Genomic DNA, 18,295 nt, shown 5'->3' with positions numbered 1-18,295 from the left:
AGGCGTGGTGGATTTGTGGGAGGGGAAAACCGTTACCACTAATCATTCCGACAGCTATCACAACAGAACTAACAGAACTATCTTTAACAGTAATATTTTAGTAATGCTTGTTTCAACCTTAAGTGTAGAAAAACCAGAAGTAGGAACATCTGATCTACTAACTTCGTGTCAAAATCCCTCTTAATATTTCTTTATATTTTGATGGCTCAACCCATCCAGTTTCTTCGGGTTAAATCCAGTTCTTCCGCAGAAGCTGTTAAACTGAATACACCAATCAAACTAAATAAAGCAAAAGCGAAAACCAAACTAAAAATACGTTTCATACTAAATATACCTACTTATGCAATAAACGTAATACCAGCATAGCTTTTATTAAATATAAAATTTTGTGATATTTATAATTAAAATGGTAGTTTAGACTTCGTTTCTCCCTATCATCGAATATTAATTGTTAACTATAATCAACATTTTTGATAAGATGGAACAACCATCAAAATCATATCTTGTATACATTGTATTTTTTATAATTATTATATAAAATTGGGTCTGCACCAAAAGAGTATTAATAAACAAAAAATTTGTAAACCTTACTCTCATAAGGATTATCGTTTTATAAAAGGAGTGTATGATGAAAAAGTTATTAAGAGTAATTCTAATCGTATTGGTGATATTTATAGGAATTATGTTTGGCAGCATAATTTTAAATAAAACATATCATACAGAGTTTAAGTCTTTAAATGAAACTGATCAAAACATGTTAAAAGAATTATCTACTATCTATAAGAGCTTCGAAGAATCGAGTGATAAACTTTGGAATGAAGATTATCATTTCGAAAAAAAGCCATTAGTTCTGATACGTAGTAATAAAGGTGGAGGATTCTTTAGACAAGAAGCTTATGCAGTTAATGTAAAGGGATTAGAAAATAGTATTTTTGCAAAAGAAATAAAAGTCCCAAATTCTTTGCATTTACCTAAGGTCTATCGCTTAACTCGTTTTGATTTTAGAACTATTTCTACCTGGATGCCTTGGAACTTTGGGGAAATAAATATTAACGATATGGATGTATTTTATTTAAAATATTATCCTAAAATGTTTAGAAATCCAGATTTATATTTTGATTTTTCGTCTTTCTTATTACATGAGGCTTTTCATGCTTATAAACAAAAAGATTGGACATATGATGCAAATGCTGGAGAGTTTATTCACGAATATCCGATAAATAAAGAAAATTACGCGTTAATGGGATTAGAATTTAATCTATTAGATAAAGCAATGATTGATACGAACCCAGAAAGTATCAAACAGGCATTATATGATTGGACAATTGTACGTAATTATCGCTATAAAAAATGGCCTCAATTAATTGGAGAAACAAAAACTGAAGCAATAGAAGGTTCAGCACGATACTTAGAGTATCGTTATAGTAATTTAACTGGTGGAAATCTTATGGTACTTGCAAAGAAACAGAAGCCATATCATGTTACTTTTATGGAGGCGTTCAACTTCATTGCTAATGGACAGGCAGAATCTCCAAGGTTTTTAGAGCGGAATATGAGATATGAGACTGGTTCAGCTCTTGAATTAAGCATGGATAAAGCAAATATTCCATGGAAAGAAGCTATTGAAGATAGTGCAACTAAACAAGGAAAGACACCATATGAAGTATTAAATACGTACTTTAATAAAAATGATACGCCCACAATTGAAAATAAAATAAAAGAAATTAAAGAGAACAATGACTATGAAACACTTTTAGAACAAGGAGAAAAACTGGTGAAATTAAGTAACGAGTAAAGAAAATATAATTTGAAAAAGAATCTCCTTTAAAGATCTTATTGAAGGGGATTCTTTTTTCATTTTATAGGTTATATACACTACCAAAAAACTTGGTTTTGATAATTAATTTTGAACCGCCGTATACGGAACCGTACGTACGGTGGTGTGAAAGTTCGGAGGCTAGTCGCCTCCTCCTACTCGATTAATCCTTAAACTTTCCTTAGACTTTACCTAAAAAGTTCATAATCTTTTTAGGTACGATAAAAGCAACAAGAAAGGAGATAAGAATATGTTGAGTGAAATTTGTTTGGTGATTGCCATGTTAGCGTTAGGTTCTATGCTACTGGCTGCTGTTAGCGGTCTATTAAAAGACGGGTTAAAAGGACTAAAAAGAAATGGGAAATGGGCAGGTATTTCATTAGTGATTTACGTTATCGCTTTTGCCGTTTTTCTGATTACACAATGAGAGAAAAGAGGTGTAGTTTCATGCTGAATATTGAAAATGTTAGCCTGACCATAGGGGCATATACATTGTTGGACAACATCAGTTTACAATTGAATGAGGGGAAAATATATGGACTACTTGGCCCGAATGGTGCAGGGAAAACAACCTTATTCAAGTCTATGCTTGGTCTAACTGCCTATTCTGGGAAAATTACTTCGGATAATCAACTATTATCAAGCCGTGATTTTGGCAGCCTGATTGAATATCCTGCTTTTTACAACAATCTGACAGTCGTGGAGAACTTACAGCTTCATTCACAATATCTGGAAATTCAACAACCAGACATTCAAAGTTCCTTGGAACAAGTAGATTTATGGGGAGCGAGAAAAAAGAAATTTTCCCAGCTCTCACTTGGTATGAAGCAGCGTTTAGGAATTGCCCGCGCTTTTCTGGGCACGCCTAAATATCTGCTTCTTGACGAGCCAACCAATGGGCTTGATCCGATGGGGATTAAAGAAATTCGCATTTTGCTTAAAGATAAGCTGAAATCCCCTCAACATTGTATTTTGGTATCAAGTCACAATCTTACTGAAATAGCAGCGATTGCAGATGAATTGATTTTTATTCATGGCGGGCAAATTATCAAAACCATGCAGAACACTTTTGAAAATGAACAGGATTTAGAAAAGCTATATGAGGATATTATGATCTCCTGCCAAAAGGAGGGCGCATAATGAAAACCTTAATCATAAATGAATTTCGAAAACTCAAAAGAGAATGGTTTTTGCTTATGTTGCTTCTGCTTACGCTTATTCCAGTACTGACTGGCAGCTTGGGGTTATTCCTAAATGAAGGTCAAAAGCCTCTTGGTGATCTGTTTTTTTTCATCAATAATCAATTTTCACTGTTCTTTCCTATGGTGGTATTTATTTTGATTGGCTCTTTGTTCTATCAGGAGTATAAGAACAAAACCTACATCAATTGGATTACTTATGGCTATTCAAAAACAAAGCTGTTTTTTTCAAAAACTATCGTTGGGATTATCATTGCTTTTGTACTTGCCGGGCTTATGTACCTGTTTCTTGTAGCTTTCTTTCCCATTATCATGAGCATGGGGAAAATTACAATCGGCTCTACAAGTTTTATTGATATTACAAAAGGATTTTTTCTTGAAGTTTTGCTGTTAGTGCCAATTACCATTGGAGCCGGAGCAATCGTTATCAACTTGTCAAGAAATATTGTTGTAACCAGCGTACTTGGTGTGATTTATGGCTTTGTATCTGTTTTCTTTATTGGAGCATCGCAAGGCTACTTTATTCCCGCTGCCTTTGCATATCGTTTATGTATGTATTTTGTGGATCAAACTTCATACTATGATAACCCTACAATGGCTACATTAACTGGTTTAACAAGCTACCTTATCATATTTACAATTTTGTTTTTGATAGGTTTACTACTTTTTACACGCAAACGAAAAATAGAAAACTGATATGCTTTTCAAGTCCACTGCCTGATAAAGGAAAATTCAAAATAAATATTTAAAATAAATTCCTAATATTAGAATGCAATTTTCAGCACATATGAATCCACAAACAAACTATTCTCCCTGTATACTTATATATATTAAAATATGGAATCAAAGGAGATGTACATATGGTCTTAAAAAACACTTTTAAAAATTATTAGAGGTTTAGAAGAGATACCTACTCCTATTTTTAATTTCGACAGTATTATTATTGACAATAAATATTACGAGAAGAAAGATTTGATTTTGTTATTACATAGTTTAATGTAAGCAGAAGTGAAGCTGAGATTCGTTTGATTTAAAACATTGCTACGGAAGTATTTGGTGCGCATGGGGAATAAAAGTCAAGTCAACGGATTTTACCTTGCGACTAATTAGAAAACTAATAGGATTCTTAGAAACATCTCATTTTTACAGTGTATAGGAAAAACAGTTTGTAGATTGAAATCAAATCACAAGCTGTTTTTATTTGTCTTAAATTTGAAGTGGTAAGGGCAATGACATCAGGGTAGGTTCATTTACTTTTTGTTGAATAGCACGAGAAAATTACTTGTGTACAAAAACGATAAAATTAACACAAGTGTAATAGTGAATTTATTTTATACTTTAACAGATATAACAAATATTTTAATTTCTATATCGAATATTATCATAATGGAATTGATCAAAGAATAGTATTTTTATAGTAAAAGTATTATGGAGGTGGAGTAGATAGAGAACAACATTGAAATGCGTATTATCGAATGCTATTTTTCGGAAATATATTCAAGTGAATTCACTACCTGCATAAGAAAGGACGATACAAAAGGGGTCTACTAGCTGGGTATCTAGATTAAAGATTATTAAATAGAGGTATTCTTTCTACTTGAGTATAGTCAGGTCGTCTACGGCAATAAGAAACTATATCATTCAAATTGTACTTGCAGGTAATAGGTCCTTGAGCTAAGGGTACATGGTTGCTCTGTTTTTTAACTAACTTTCTTCCATTCTGATTGACAATACCAATTGATTTATTCGAGTTTTGCAAGAATCTCTAGCAAGTGGGATATCTAGTGAGAGTTTCTTTAATAAGCATATATAGTCTAGTAATTTCACACTGGAAGGGGAAAAATCGAATGGCAGAATTTCATCAACAATCAACAGATGAAGTAATGGAGCTGTTGGACGTAACAAATCAAGGATTGAGTGATTATGACGTCCAAAAGAGACAAAAAGAATATGGTTATAATGAATTGCTTGAAGGAAAAAGGACAAGTACATTCGCCGTTTTCTTTGGACAGTTTAAAGATTTATTAGTCATTATTTTAATGATTGCCGCTTTCATTTCATTACTATTAGGTGAAGTAGAAAGTACTATTGTGATTATGATTGTCGTTATTTTAAACGCAATCTTGGGCACTGTACAGCATGTGAAGGCAGAACAGTCTTTGGATAATCTAAAAGCTTTGACATCTCCTGTTGCAAAAGTGATGCGAAATAACCAGCTAGAAGAGATTTCTTCTGAAGATATAGTGGTTGGAGATCTTCTCTATTTGGAGGCTGGTGATTATATAAGTGCTGATGGAAGATTATTAGAAAGCCATAATCTGCATATAAATGAAAGTTCGCTGACAGGTGAATCATTGGCTGTAGCGAAAAGTACAGCGCCCATCAAAGAAGATCATGTAACCATTGCTGATAAGAAAAATATGGTCTTCACTGGAAGCTTTGTCACCAATGGACGTGGTACTGTAATTGTTACAGCTATTGGAATGCAAACAGAAATCGGAAAAATCGCAAATTTACTGGATACTGCGAAAGAGAAGAAAACTCCTCTACAAGTAAGTCTAGATCAGTTTGGGGAAAAATTAGCTTTAGGTATTACGATGATCTGTTTAGCCATTTTCACTATTGATCTTTTTCGAGGACGCGAGTTAGGAGAATCGTTTATGTTTGCTGTTTCGCTTGCAGTTGCAGCAATTCCAGAAGCATTAAGTTCGATTGTTACCATTGTGCTGGCTTTTGGAACACAAAAAATGGCGAAGGAAAATGCCATTATTAGAAAGCTCTATGCTGCCGAAAGTCTGGGAAGTGTATCTGTTATTTGTTCAGATAAAACGGGAACATTAACCGAAAATAAAATGATTGTTCAACAAGTATATGTTGATCAAAAAGCCATTCCACATGATCAACTACATACAGAAAATGCAATTGAGAAAAATCTTATCTTAAAGGCACTTTTATGTAATGACGCCTTGGTAAGAGATCATCAAGAAATCGGTGACCCTACTGAAATTGCACTCGTAAAATTAGGGAAGCAGTATGATTTTGACGAAGTAATCCTAAGAACCCACTATCCAAGAGTGGGGGAAATTCCTTTTGATTCAGACAGAAAGCTAATGAGTACAGTGAATCATATCAATCAGCAACATATCATCATTACAAAGGGAGCATTAGATGTTCTACTATCTAAAATTGTGAAAATCGAAACTTCTAAAGGTATTCTTAATATTACGGAAGAACATCGTAAAAAAATCGAAGAAGTGAATCGGGATTTTTCCATGAATGGATTAAGAGTACTAGCAATTGCTTACAAAGAGATAAGGGGAAATCAAAAAGTCGATTCAGGATTCGAAAATGATTTAATCTTTGTCGGATTAATCGCAATGATGGATCCTCCGAGAAACGAATCAAAAGCAGCGGTTGAAAGCTGTATAAAAGCTGGTATTAAACCAGTTATGATTACAGGTGACCATAAAATAACAGCCACTGCTATTGCCAAACAAATTGGTATTTTAAAAGATCCATCCGAAGCAATCGAAGGATATGAAATTGAAGGATTAACTGATCAACAACTACAAGAAATGGTGCAAGATTTCTCTGTCTACGCCCGAGTAACACCAGAACATAAAATTCGTATCGTGAAAGCTTGGCAGGAAAAAGGTAATGTCGTTGCAATGACGGGAGATGGTGTCAATGATGGCCCTGCCTTAAAACAAGCCGATATCGGTGTTGCGATGGGGATAACCGGTACCGAGGTAGCAAAAGATGCATCCGCTATGATCTTAACGGATGATAATTTTTCAACGATTGTCAAAGCTATTTCGAATGGAAGAAGCATCTACACGAATATTAAAAACGCCATTCTATTCTTATTATCAGGGAATGCAGGTGCTATTTTTGTTGTTTTATATGCAACAGTATTAGGGTTGCCAGTTCCCTTTGCACCTGTGCATCTATTATTTATTAACTTAATTACCGATAGTTTGCCAGCAATTGCAATAGGTTTAGAGCCTCATAATAAAAAAACAATGAAGGACAAGCCTAGAAATATTCACACCCCATTATTAAATAAAAAATTTACTACTCAAGTAATGCTCGAAGGTTTATTAATTGCTATCTCTACGATCATTGCTTTTCGAATGGGAATGTCAATGGGAGATACTCTAACAGCAACCACAATGGCATTTTCAACATTATGTTTGTCAAGATTAGTACATGGCTTCAACTCCAGATCAAAAGAATCGATTTTCAAAATTGGCGTATTTTCGAATAAATATACTTGGCTAGCGTTTTTAATAGGTTTTTTATGTTTACATTTAGTATTATTTGTTCCATCGCTTACGGGTGTGTTTGAAGTCGCAACATTAAATGGAGTACAATTAGGTTTAATTTATAGCTTGTCCTGTATGCCGTTTCTAGTTAATCAATGGTATAAACTGTTGTTCGTAAGAAGTAGATAATGCCATTACAAATAATGATTACAAAGCGATTTGCCTAAATTTATATTCTTAAAAGTGAGAGTAATAGTGAACGATCAAAACGTTTCAAAAGTAATAACGCTTTTGAAACGTTTTTCTCGTTCATCAATAGCCAACCGAACAAATTTTCGGTATGATACGAGTAAGGATATAAATTGAGGTGTTAGTATGGGAAGTACAGTGATATTAGCTGAAAAGCCATCGCAGGCGAAAGCCTATGCGGATGCTTTTCAAGTAACAAAGAAAACAAAACATTACATAGAACTTGCGCCAAATCAGACGTTTCCGGATGGGGCGACGATTACTTGGGGAATTGGTCATTTAGTTGAGTTGAAGCAGCCTGCAGATTATAAACCGGAGTGGAAGCGCTGGTCACTGGCGCAATTGCCGATGATTCCGGAGAAATATGAATTTCGTGTGGCAAAGGGTAAGTGGGATCAGTTTCAAGAGGTGAAGCGGCTGTTCAAAGAGGCGTATGTGCTTATTAATGCCTGTGATGTCGACAGAGAAGGGTCTAATATTTTTTATTCTATTTATCGTCAGACGGGGGTGCGGCAGAAGCCGGTGAAGCGTCTTTGGATTAATTCGTTAGAGGTAGATGAGATTCGTAAAGGATTTGCGAACTTGCGTGATAATGAGAAGGATTTACTGCTATATCATGAGGCGCAGGCGCGACAAATCAGTGATTGGCTTGTTGGGATGAATGCGAGTCGGTTGTATACGATGCTACTAAAAGCGAAGGGTTTGAATGAGACGATGTCGATTGGCCGTGTCCAGTCGCCGACGGTTTATATGATTTATCAAAAACAAGAGGAGATTGAACATTTTAAACCGACAAACTTTTATGAGTTAATAGCTGGATTTTTGGCTGAAAACGGGCCATTTAAAGGAAAGGCCACTATTAAGAAGGACAAGCGTGAGGAAGTTGAGCAGCTACTGCAAAAGGCTGGTATCACTGAAGGTGAGGTTCTTCCAGGCATTATTAAAGATGTCAAAAAAGTGCGTAAATCTGTGAACCCGCCTAAATTACATGCTCTTTCCACATTGCAGGCGAAAGCCAATAAAATATGGAAATATAGCCCGGCAAAAGTATTAGATGTTGTGCAAGGATTGTATGAGAAAAAACTGGTATCTTATCCACGTTCAGATTGCCAGTTTATAACCGAGGCTGAATTTAGTTATCTGGCTGATCGAGTGTCAGATTACCAGAAAATCGTTGACAAGCCGTTTGAACTTGCAAATGCTCGTCCGCAAAAGCGTTATGTAGACAATGCACAAGTAGAGGAGCACTATGCGATCATTCCAACGAAAACAATTCCAACAGCGGCAAAAGTGCAAGGCTTATCTCCAATGGAGCGAAATATTTACTTTGAAATCGTGAAAAGTGCTCTGGTGATGTTCCATAGAGATTATGTGTATGAAGAGACGACGATTTCGACGAATGTGAAGGAAATTGACTTCAAAACTGTTGGGAAAGTGGAGCTGGATCCCGGATTTAAAACACTTTGGAGTGGAGCGGAACAGACTAAGAAAAAGGATGAGGAACCGTTATTACCTCAAGTTAATACGGGCGAGGTAGTGGAGTCAAAAGTAGCTATTCATGAGGGAACAACTCAGCCACCGAAGCCTTATTCAGAAGGCCAGCTTGTTCAAATGATGAAAACGTGCGGCAAGCTTGTGGAGGATGAGGGCGCTAGCGATATTTTGAAAGAAGTAGAAGGGCTAGGTACTGAAGCAACACGCTCAGGTATTATTGAGACTATCAAACGCCATGGTTATATTGATGTAACAAAAAATATAGTTTCGATAACAGATAAAGGGCGCGTGTTATGCCAGACGATAGAAGGCTCGTTACTATCAAGCCCTGCAATGACGGCAAAATGGGAGACATATTTGCGGAAAATCGGTAATGGTACTGGTTCAAAAGAAGCTTTCATCCAAAATGTCTGCAAGTTTTTGAATCATTTAATAGAAGTAACTCCGCAAATGGTGGAGAAAACAGACATTCAAGCCGCCGCTGAGAATAGTGCTTCAAATGAGCCACTTGGACTTTGCCCTATTTGTAAAAAGGGACAGATGTTATCACGGAAAAGTTTTTATGGCTGCTCAAATTATAAAGCGGGCTGTAAATTTACTATATCCAAAACAGTTGCCGGTAAAAAACTTTCACCAAAGCAAGTGTCAGATCTTTGTCAATTCGGTGTGACAAAGGAAATGAAAGGTTTTAAATCGAAGAAGGGTTCAATGTTTAGTGCGAAATTGAAGCTAGTAGAATGTAAGATTGTGTTTGATTTTTAGTATATAAGTGTTTAAAGCGATTAGCCTACCCGCATCCGACATTCGGATTAATAAGTCTAGAACAATGGGTTCCGTTTATCGGATATCACGAAAAAAGGCATATTGAACAGATTGAAGAATTAAAAGAAAAACTATAAATCAATTGTTTTTCAATATGAGAAACACCAAAAGGAAAATTATCCGATTAAGGAAGCAGGATCTCTAAAGGGAATAAATTAATTAACAATAAAAAAACAGACATTTTAATATACTGAAATAGTGCACTGACCTAAAAATATGAGACAAATAAAAACACCTTTCGTTGAAAAAATGGGTATCCTACTTTTAAAATCAACGTGGAGGTGTTTTTTCTATGGGAACAAGAGTCAGTTATCCAGTAGAAATTAAAATGAAGGAAATTGAGATGAGATTAGCTAGGATTCCTGTAAAGCAAGTATTAGAAGAGTTGAATATTCGTAATCACAGTCAATTAAAAACATGGTTGAAATGGTATCGAAAAGGCGAATTACATCGGCTTGAACAGCCAGTGGGTAAACAATATACCTTTGGTAAAGGACCTGAGTATGAAAGTGAAACCGCTAAGTTACAAGTTGAAAATCGTTATCTAAAGCAACAGATTGAAGTATTAAAAAAGTACGCAGAGTTGGAGAGGAAGTGGTCCCAAGAGTCGTAGTTCAATTAGTGGATGGGTTAAAAGGAAGCATGTCAATTGGTGAAATCTGTCTTCATTTAGGAGTCGCCCGTTCGTCTTACTATCGTTGGAAAGCAAAAGTTCATACGCAAATACCAAAGGAGCTTCGAGACCAACAAATTGGTAACTTGTGCAAGCTACACAAATTTAGATACGGTTATCGAAAAATCACAAAATCATTAACAGGTATTAGTGATCAAGGATCTGTCTATACATCTTATGTACATCAAAAAACAATCAAAGAAAAGGGAATTACTATGAGCATGTCTTGTAAAGGCACTCCCGTTGATAATTCCCCAATCGAAACGTTTCACTCTTCGCTAAAGTCTGAAACGTTCTATCTCGACGAAATTTATCGCACGACAAATGCGTGTGTTATAAATATTGTCGAAGAATACATTTATTATTATAACAATATCCGGATTAAAACGAAATTAAACAGCCAGTCGCCGGTACAATACCGTCAACTGGCTGCAAAATAAGGTGTTTTCTTATTGTCTCAAAAACGACACTCAGTGCCTTTTTGTTAAATAAGATTATATTGTTTCATTAATAAAAATTTATCTATGTATACCCCTAGGTATACATAGATAAATTTGAAATTAGAATATTAGTTGTATATTTATTTAGTCTCATAAATTATACTTATCCAAAACTTTTTTGGAGTATTGCTGTTTAGTATATGCAAGCCTAATAGATTAGGCTAAATTTTTTATTAGCTAGAGAACTCATATACAATCATATCAAGATTGAGATCGTGAAGTTATAGTTAAAAAAATCATGTATAGTAGAACAATAGCGGCTATTGTCATGTAGGATATTGTTAATCCAAATGCATCTGCTATAGTACTACTAGCTATTGGCCCAATCATCATACCGATTGAATAAGCTGTATTATAAAGGGCGAAGGTAATTCCATATGAATTAATACCACTTTTTTGAGATATATCTGCGAGTTGTGGAAGGCATGGTGCAAGAACCATTCCCATACTGATTCCCAAAAAGGCTAGAGCGCATACTTGAAGCCAAAGCATATCTGGAAGAGCAACCAAAGGTAGTGCTATAGCTACCATAATTAGGCCTATAATAATTGCTTTAATGTACCCAATACGAGTAGACATTGTACCAATAATTGGAGTTGCTAAGCCATATGCTAGAGTTGGAACAGCAAATAGCAGGCCTATAACACCAGGTGTTGCACTTAAAACTTTTTGTAAATGTAGTGGAAGTGTTGGTTCTAATACACTTGGAACAGATGCGCCAATTATAATAACACCGGTAATAATTAATAGTTGACGATTACGTAATACTTTAAATGGAGATGGTGAATCTTCAGATTTAGGATGGGGAACGTCTTTAAGTAGAAAGAGACGTAATAATCCATCAATAAACGCTAAACCTGCGGCAACTAAGAATGGGAGTCGATAATCTCCTAGTTGATAAAGCCATCCACCAATTGTTGGTCCTAAAAGTGTACCAGCAGCTTGACCTGATAATGCAATGCCCATTATTTTCCCTCGTTCATCTGAAGGATATAGGTCTGCAAGGAGTGCTAGACCTGCTGTCCAAGTCGCTGCAGCTGCAAGACCTTGAAGGGAGCGTGCAACAACAAGGAGCCAAAAGCTGTCGGCAAAAGCAAATAAGATTGTTGCAGTTCCTAAGCCTAATAATCCCCATAGCATAGGTCCTTTTCTACCAATTTTATCTGATAATGCTCCAAAAATAGGAGTTGCGATAAATAGCGTTATGGCATAGCTACTGAACAGGAATCCGATAGCTGTTTGAGAAGCTCCTAGTGATGTCGCATATTTTGGCAAGATTGGCACAACTAATCCATAGATAAGCATATCAGTGAATACTGCTAAAGCAACTACCAATAGGGCTGCCTTTTTAGTTTTCTCTGAAACAAGCGTACTATTTATTTTAGGCATATTCTCCATTCTAGAATCCTCCCTTGTTCCGTTTAAATATTTAATTTTAATTCTTTTTTCATATCTGCAATAAACTTCAATTGCATCTCACACTGAGCATAAATATTATTAAAAATCATCATAACATTTTGAGGAATTTCCATAATTTGAGATTTTTCTTCTTGCCCAATCTTCATGTCTTCACAAATTTTTTCAATTATTTGTTTCTGGGTATCTAAGGCTTTCAAAATTTCTTTGGTATTAGCATTTTCCATGAAAGTTAAAGCTGTATATAAAGCAGTAGGGAAAATAACCGATGATTTTTCAAATGATTTAATTAATAATCGTTCAAATTCCATTTTCCCTTTTTCAGTAATGGAGTAAATAGCTTTTGAACGATTACCAGTCTGTTCTAATGTGTCTAAAATTACAAATTGTTCTTTATCCAATTTTTTCAAAGCATGGTAGATGGATGCGGGTTGTACATATGCCCATTTATCAGTTTGAGCGGATTGCATCTTCTGTTGAATTTCGTAACCTGACATTGGACCATACTGTGATAGTAATCCAAGTACCATAACACGTGTCACTATATCACCTCATATTTTATGTTTACTAAATTATTAATACTAAACGTTTAGTGTTGTCGACCACCAAATAATAACATTTTATTAGAGGCATGTAAAGGGATGTTTATTAATTCTTATAAAAATCAGCTGTTTTATAGGTATTTATATAATTATATAGTATAAAAAATAAACATAAAAATTTCCAAGTTAAATATTTACATGTTAAAGATTAGGTGATAGAATACTATTTAACTTGAATACTAAATGTTTATTATTATTTATATATTACTAAACATTTAATTATAAATGTTTAGTAATATGGATATTAATTTTATATTACTAATGTATGAAATTGTGTTTCAGAATGGAGGGGAAACTTTAATTTTGATTTGCTTATGTAATTGGTATTCATATTGATGTGAAAAAAAGTTCCAAAGGGGAGTGATCACTTTATGTTTCAGAAATTAAATAAAGATATTAAATTTATACAAAAAAATGATCCATCAGCTAAAAATACGCTTGAAGTAATTTTCTGTTATCCCGGACTTCATGCTGTATTTATGCATAGGATTGCTCATGGCTTATATTGTAGGGAATTTTTTTTTATTGCACGGCTTATTTCTGTTGTGAATCGTTTTTTTACTGGAATAGAAATTCATCCGGGAGCTAAAGTTGGAGAGGCATTGTTTATAGATCATGGTATGGGAGTAGTTATTGGTGAGACAACTGAGATAGGAAATAACGTGATTATTTATCAAAATGTGACATTAGGAGGAACAGGAAAAGAGGTAAATAAACGACATCCTACTATAGGTGATAATGTCATCATTTGCTCTGGGGCAAAAGTATTAGGATCTATAAAAATCGGGGATAATTCAAAAATTGGTGCCGGAGCAGTTTTATTAAAAGATGTCCCATCAAACTGTACTGTGGTGGGAGTTCCAGGAGAAGTGGTAAGGTGGCATGAAGATTCAATTCAAGGAGAGAAAGTTGAAGTGCAAAATGTTTTGTAATATGAAAATCTTAATTAAAGGAGAAAAATTATATGCAACAAATGTTAAAGAAATCAATTGAAAAAAAATTTGGGGATGATGTGTATTTTTGGTCATCATCTGTTAGATGGGAAAAAAAAGATAGTGAGGTTCAAATTGAGATGTTCTCATATGTGGACATAGCATTAGAGATATTTCCTAAGTTTTATTATATAACGCAAAAAGGAATACGTATAGAAAATTTAATGAATGAGTTTTCTGATGTTAATCCAGATAAACTATTAGGTTTTATCAAAGATCTTGTTGCGAATAAAATTTTAGTTAATACATTACTAACACCTCAAGAATTATATTTTTCACAGTCAAATCTTTTTTCTAACCCTTATAGTCAGGACACATTTATTGATCCGGAGAAATATCAAGAGTTTAAAGATGAACAATTATCACGTAGTTTTCAAAATGTAACAAATGTATCAATAAAATTAGTAGATGCTGAATTTCCAGAAGTTATTACAAAGCGTAAAACATATCGATCTTTTGATATGAAAAATAAAGTACCATTTGAAACAATTTCAAAATTGATATCGGTATTTAAACAGTATCAAACAGAAGGAAAGGTACGATATAATTATGCAACTGCTGGAGGCTTATATCCAATTGATTTGTTTATATATATAAAAGACCATCGAGTAGAGAATATCAAAGCAGGACTATATTGCTATAATCCTATTGAAAATTCCTTACAATTAGTAAGTAATACGTGTGTAATTACTGATGAAACACATTATTTTGTTAATAAAGAAATTTATAACTCTTCAGCTTTTTCGATCTTTTTAGTGTACAACGGAAATGTTACACTTCCTAAATATGGAGGAATGGGATATTTCTATGCTGCTATAGATAGTGGTATCATGGTGCAGTTATTAACTCAGGTTGCAGAAATGAATAATATCGGATTATGTTCGGTGGGAGATATTAATTTTAGAAAAATAAAAAAATATTTCAAGTTATCCTCTAATCATGTATTAATACATTCAATTGAAGTTGGCTTAAAGCCCGAACAGTTATAGGTTTTAGAAATTGACTAGGAGGATAAGCATGAATGAGAATGGAAAAAGCACAAAATTTCAACAGGAATTCACAAATTATGTAGAAGGCCATTTAGTTAATAAAAGCATCTATGGTTTATTTGAGGAACAAGTGGAAAAATGTCCAGATAAAATCGCCGTTGTTTTTAAGGATAGACGACTAACATATCGTCAGCTAAATGAAAAGGCAAATCAATTAGCTCGTATACTTGTAAAAAATAATGTTTCTAAAGATGTAGTTGTACCAGTAGTAATGGAACGGTCATTAAATATGATTGTTGGGCTTTTGGCTATATTAAAGTCAGGTGGAGTGTATCTTCCTATTGATATTGAGTATCCTGTGGAACGAATTCAATATATGTTATCAGATAGTCAAGCAAACATTTTACTCACACAAAGTCATCTTGTAGAAGAGATTTCCTTTGAAGGAAACAAGGTAGTACTTGAGGATATAAATGTTTCAGAGCAACCCAATGAGAACTTAAATTTAGCTAGTAAACTAACTGATTTGGCTTATGTCATTTATACATCAGGTACTACTGGATTACCTAAAGGTACAATGTTAGAACATAAAGGAATTGTTAACCTTGAATTACTTTGGAAAAATAATTTTGGTATATCAAGTCAAGATAATATAGGGCAGTTTGCAAGTATGTCATTTGATGCTTCTATATGGGAAATTTTTATGACTCTATTAAATGGGGCAACTTTATACATTATCACTAAAGATATTATTAATAATTTTGTTGATTTTCAAAAGTATATTCAACAAAGCAATATAACAGTAATGACTTTACCACCTACATATGCATTATATTTAGAGCCAGAAACTATGCCTTCTCTAAGATTACTTATAACAGCAGGGTCGGCATCTTCAGAAAATCTTGTTAATAGGTGGAAACAATCAGTTATTTATGTTAATGCATATGGCCCGACTGAGGCAAGTATTTGTAGTACTGTATGGATAGCGCCATCAAAGGACTTTACATCTCAGTTAATTCCAATTGGGGTTCCAATTCAGAATACGAACATCTATATATTAAATGAAAAAAAACAATTAGTTAAAACAGGAGAATTGGGAGAACTCTATATAGGAGGTGTTGGATTAGCAAGAGGTTATTTAAATCGTTCTAAATTGACTGAAGAAAAATTTGTGGATAGCCCCTTTGTACAAGGAGAAAAGATATACCGCACTGGAGATATTGCAAGTTTGTTGCCTGATGGAAATGTAGAGTTCCATGGCAGAATGGACCACCAAGTTAAGATACGTGGTCATCGTATTGAATTAGGAGAAATCGAATCATTATTATTGAAACATGATCAAGTTAAGGAAGTCGTAGTTATTGTTCGAAATGATTGTAATAATGACTGTTATCTCTGTGCCTATTATGTGATTGAAAACGAGATGAATTGTATTAATATGAGAGAGTATTTAAAACAATTTCTTCCAGATTATATGATTCCATCTTACTTTATACTCTTAGAGAAAATACCGTTAACCATGAATGGAAAGATCGATAGAAAATCTTTACCCGAGCCACAGGATGTTTATAACAACAGTAATTATCTATCACCACGAAATGATATTGAATCTATAATGGTGGGAATTTGGAAAGAGGTTTTAGGTACTAATAAGATTGGTATTCATGATAATTTTTATGAGTTGGGTGGAGACTCGATTAAGGCTATACAAGTAGCTGCAAAATTAAATGCTTATCATTTAAAATTAGAGACAAAAAATCTATTTGAGAATCCGACTATTGAAAAGGTAAGTCATTGTATAAAAAGAGTTAAGAGTAAAAGCAATCAGGGACTTGTTGAGGGGGAAGTAAGTCTGACTCCAATTCAGCATTGGTTTTTTGATAAACAATTTACAGATATGGAGCAGTGGAATCAATCAATTATGCTGTATAATCCACATGGATATAACGAAGTAGCTCTTCGTTCTGTGTTTTTAAAAATTTTAGAGCATCATGATGCATTAAGACTGGTTTATAAAATAGAGAATCAAAAAGTGTTGCCAGTAAATCGTGGAATCGAGAATAACTTATTCAAATTTCAAAAATTTAATGTTCCAGTAGAGGTAGATCAGCGTAATTTTATTAATAATGAAATAAATAAAATGCAAAGTAGTATAAATATATTTCGAGGACCATTAGTACAGGTTGGCTTATTTCATACAACAATGGGTGATCACTTGTTCCTTTCTATTCATCATCTAGTTGTTGATGGAATCTCATATCGTATTTTACTTGAAGATATTTCTAGCGCGTATTTACAAGCCATTAATAACAAAAATATTGTACTGCCAGCTAAAACTGATTCATTTTATGAATGGTCTACCGAACTTAATAAATATGCATATAGTCGAGAATTATTAGATGAGATTCCTTATTGGGAAGAGGTAGAAGAAAAGGCTAAAAGTTTTTTCCTACCTGATGAAAGTGTTCCAAAACAAAATATACAAAATAATAAAGCTAGTATATATGTAGAAATCTCACCAGAGCATACGACACATTTACTAAAACATGTTCATCGCGCATATAACACTGAAGTAAATGATATTTTATTAACAGCTTTAGGGTTGGCCATGCGAGAGTGGTTAGGTGAGACTCAAATAGTCTTAAATTTAGAGGCTCATGGACGTGAAGAAATATTATCTCATGTAAACATTTCTCGAACAGTTGGTTGGTTTACATCTCAATGTCCTGTTATTTTGAATTTAAGTAATGCAGATAATTTATCTCAATTAATTAAAGGAATCAAAGAAGACTTAAGGAGAATCCCAAATAAAGGAATCGGTTATGAGGTGTTAAAATACTTAACACCAAAAAATCTTAATGGTACTTTGGACTTTTCCATAGTTCCAGAAATTAATTTTAATTATTTAGGTCAATTTGAAATGGACATGTCATCAAAACTGTTCGCGCCCTCTCTTTTTAGTAACATAAAATCATTGGGACCGGATGGAGAAGGTAATTTAAGTAAGAGAAGTGAACTTTACTTTAAAATTAATATTACTTGTTTTATTGAAGATAGCAAACTTTACTTAACCATTTCTTATAATGAGCAGCGCTATAAATTTGAAACAATGAATCAATTGGCTCAAAATATAAAATTTCATCTTGTTAGCATTATAGAGCATTGTGTTCATAAAGAGGAGGTGGAATATACCCCCAGTGATTTTACTTATAAAGAATTAGATAATGCAGAGGTAGATAATATATTCCTTTTATTATCAGAATCATTAGAATAATAAA

11 protein-coding genes and 1 pseudogene are annotated in these 18,295 nt (G+C 33.9%); 10 read left to right on the top strand and 2 right to left on the bottom strand.

The annotated features are described in order from the left end of the window. Positions 1 to 628 precede the first annotated feature (628 nt). The 7 genes and pseudogenes from JFL43_RS16925 (at position 629) to JFL43_RS16895 (ending at position 10,958) form a co-directional block, all read left to right on the top strand. Complete coding sequence (locus JFL43_RS16925; RefSeq protein WP_200750006.1) at positions 629 to 1,795, top strand: hypothetical protein; 1,167 nt, start codon at positions 629 to 631, stop codon at positions 1,793 to 1,795. A gap of 271 nt (positions 1,796 to 2,066) precedes the next feature. After that, positions 2,067 to 2,243 (top strand): hypothetical protein, encoded by a 177-nt coding sequence (locus JFL43_RS16920; protein ID WP_200749967.1) that lies wholly within the window; start codon positions 2,067 to 2,069, stop codon positions 2,241 to 2,243. A gap of 20 nt (positions 2,244 to 2,263) precedes the next feature. After that, positions 2,264 to 2,956: an ABC transporter ATP-binding protein gene (locus tag JFL43_RS16915; protein ID WP_200749966.1), complete on the top strand. Its 693-nt coding sequence runs from the start codon at positions 2,264 to 2,266 to the stop codon at positions 2,954 to 2,956. Further along, a complete protein-coding gene (locus JFL43_RS16910) occupies positions 2,956 to 3,711 on the top strand; it encodes an ABC transporter permease (RefSeq protein WP_200749965.1) in 756 nt (251 codons plus the stop codon). Before JFL43_RS16915 ends, JFL43_RS16910 begins: the two co-directional genes overlap by 1 nt. Before the next feature lie 1,151 nt (positions 3,712 to 4,862). Continuing rightward, positions 4,863 to 7,469, top strand: a complete 2,607-nt coding sequence (locus JFL43_RS16905) for a cation-translocating P-type ATPase (protein ID WP_200749964.1) — start codon at positions 4,863 to 4,865, stop codon at positions 7,467 to 7,469. 186 nt (positions 7,470 to 7,655) lie between these two features. After that, complete coding sequence (locus JFL43_RS16900; RefSeq protein ID WP_200749963.1) at positions 7,656 to 9,785, top strand: type IA DNA topoisomerase; 2,130 nt, start codon at positions 7,656 to 7,658, stop codon at positions 9,783 to 9,785. Positions 9,786 to 10,137: 352 nt separating this feature from the next. Then, positions 10,138 to 10,958, top strand: a pseudogene (locus tag JFL43_RS16895) (IS3 family transposase). A gap of 261 nt (positions 10,959 to 11,219) precedes the next feature. Here the strand turns inward: JFL43_RS16895 and JFL43_RS16890 are convergent. Continuing rightward, a complete protein-coding gene (locus tag JFL43_RS16890) occupies positions 11,220 to 12,416 on the bottom strand; it encodes an MFS transporter (protein ID WP_234447857.1) in 1,197 nt (398 codons plus the stop codon). 23 nt (positions 12,417 to 12,439) lie between these two features. Then, positions 12,440 to 12,964 (bottom strand): PadR family transcriptional regulator, encoded by a 525-nt coding sequence (locus JFL43_RS16885; protein ID WP_200750004.1) that lies wholly within the window; start codon positions 12,962 to 12,964, stop codon positions 12,440 to 12,442. 443 nt (positions 12,965 to 13,407) lie between these two features. Here JFL43_RS16885 and epsC point away from each other — a divergent pair, with 443 nt between their 5' ends. From epsC to JFL43_RS16870, 3 genes are read left to right on the top strand one after another with little or no spacing between them, the layout of a single operon-like run. Further along, positions 13,408 to 13,968, top strand: coding sequence for a serine O-acetyltransferase EpsC (epsC, locus tag JFL43_RS16880; RefSeq protein ID WP_200749962.1), 561 nt, complete (start codon positions 13,408 to 13,410; stop codon positions 13,966 to 13,968). Positions 13,969 to 14,000: 32 nt separating this feature from the next. Next, positions 14,001 to 15,017 (top strand): SagB/ThcOx family dehydrogenase, encoded by a 1,017-nt coding sequence (locus JFL43_RS16875; RefSeq protein WP_200749961.1) that lies wholly within the window; start codon positions 14,001 to 14,003, stop codon positions 15,015 to 15,017. Between the two features lie 28 nt (positions 15,018 to 15,045). Continuing rightward, a complete protein-coding gene (locus tag JFL43_RS16870) occupies positions 15,046 to 18,291 on the top strand; it encodes a non-ribosomal peptide synthetase (RefSeq protein WP_200749960.1) in 3,246 nt (1,081 codons plus the stop codon). The last annotated feature ends 4 nt before the right edge of the window (positions 18,292 to 18,295 follow it).

Source organism: Viridibacillus soli (assembly GCF_016612995.1).
Taxonomy (GTDB): Bacteria; Bacillota; Bacilli; order Bacillales_A; family Planococcaceae; genus Viridibacillus; species Viridibacillus soli.
Note: the sequence above shows the minus strand (reverse complement) of the source record. Positions and strands in the feature narration are given on the sequence as shown.

Coding starts and splice junctions, on each gene's coding strand:
- JFL43_RS16925 (WP_200750006.1), top strand. CDS start 629: ATGAAAAAGTTATTAAGAGTAATTCTAATCGTATTGGTGATATTTATA.
- JFL43_RS16920 (WP_200749967.1), top strand. CDS start 2,067: ATGTTGAGTGAAATTTGTTTGGTGATTGCCATGTTAGCGTTAGGTTCT.
- JFL43_RS16915 (WP_200749966.1), top strand. CDS start 2,264: ATGCTGAATATTGAAAATGTTAGCCTGACCATAGGGGCATATACATTG.
- JFL43_RS16910 (WP_200749965.1), top strand. CDS start 2,956: ATGAAAACCTTAATCATAAATGAATTTCGAAAACTCAAAAGAGAATGG.
- JFL43_RS16905 (WP_200749964.1), top strand. CDS start 4,863: ATGGCAGAATTTCATCAACAATCAACAGATGAAGTAATGGAGCTGTTG.
- JFL43_RS16900 (WP_200749963.1), top strand. CDS start 7,656: ATGGGAAGTACAGTGATATTAGCTGAAAAGCCATCGCAGGCGAAAGCC.
- JFL43_RS16890 (WP_234447857.1), bottom strand. CDS start 12,416: ATGGAGAATATGCCTAAAATAAATAGTACGCTTGTTTCAGAGAAAACT.
- JFL43_RS16885 (WP_200750004.1), bottom strand. CDS start 12,964: ATGGTACTTGGATTACTATCACAGTATGGTCCAATGTCAGGTTACGAA.
- epsC (WP_200749962.1), top strand. CDS start 13,408: ATGTTTCAGAAATTAAATAAAGATATTAAATTTATACAAAAAAATGAT.
- JFL43_RS16875 (WP_200749961.1), top strand. CDS start 14,001: ATGCAACAAATGTTAAAGAAATCAATTGAAAAAAAATTTGGGGATGAT.
- JFL43_RS16870 (WP_200749960.1), top strand. CDS start 15,046: ATGAATGAGAATGGAAAAAGCACAAAATTTCAACAGGAATTCACAAAT.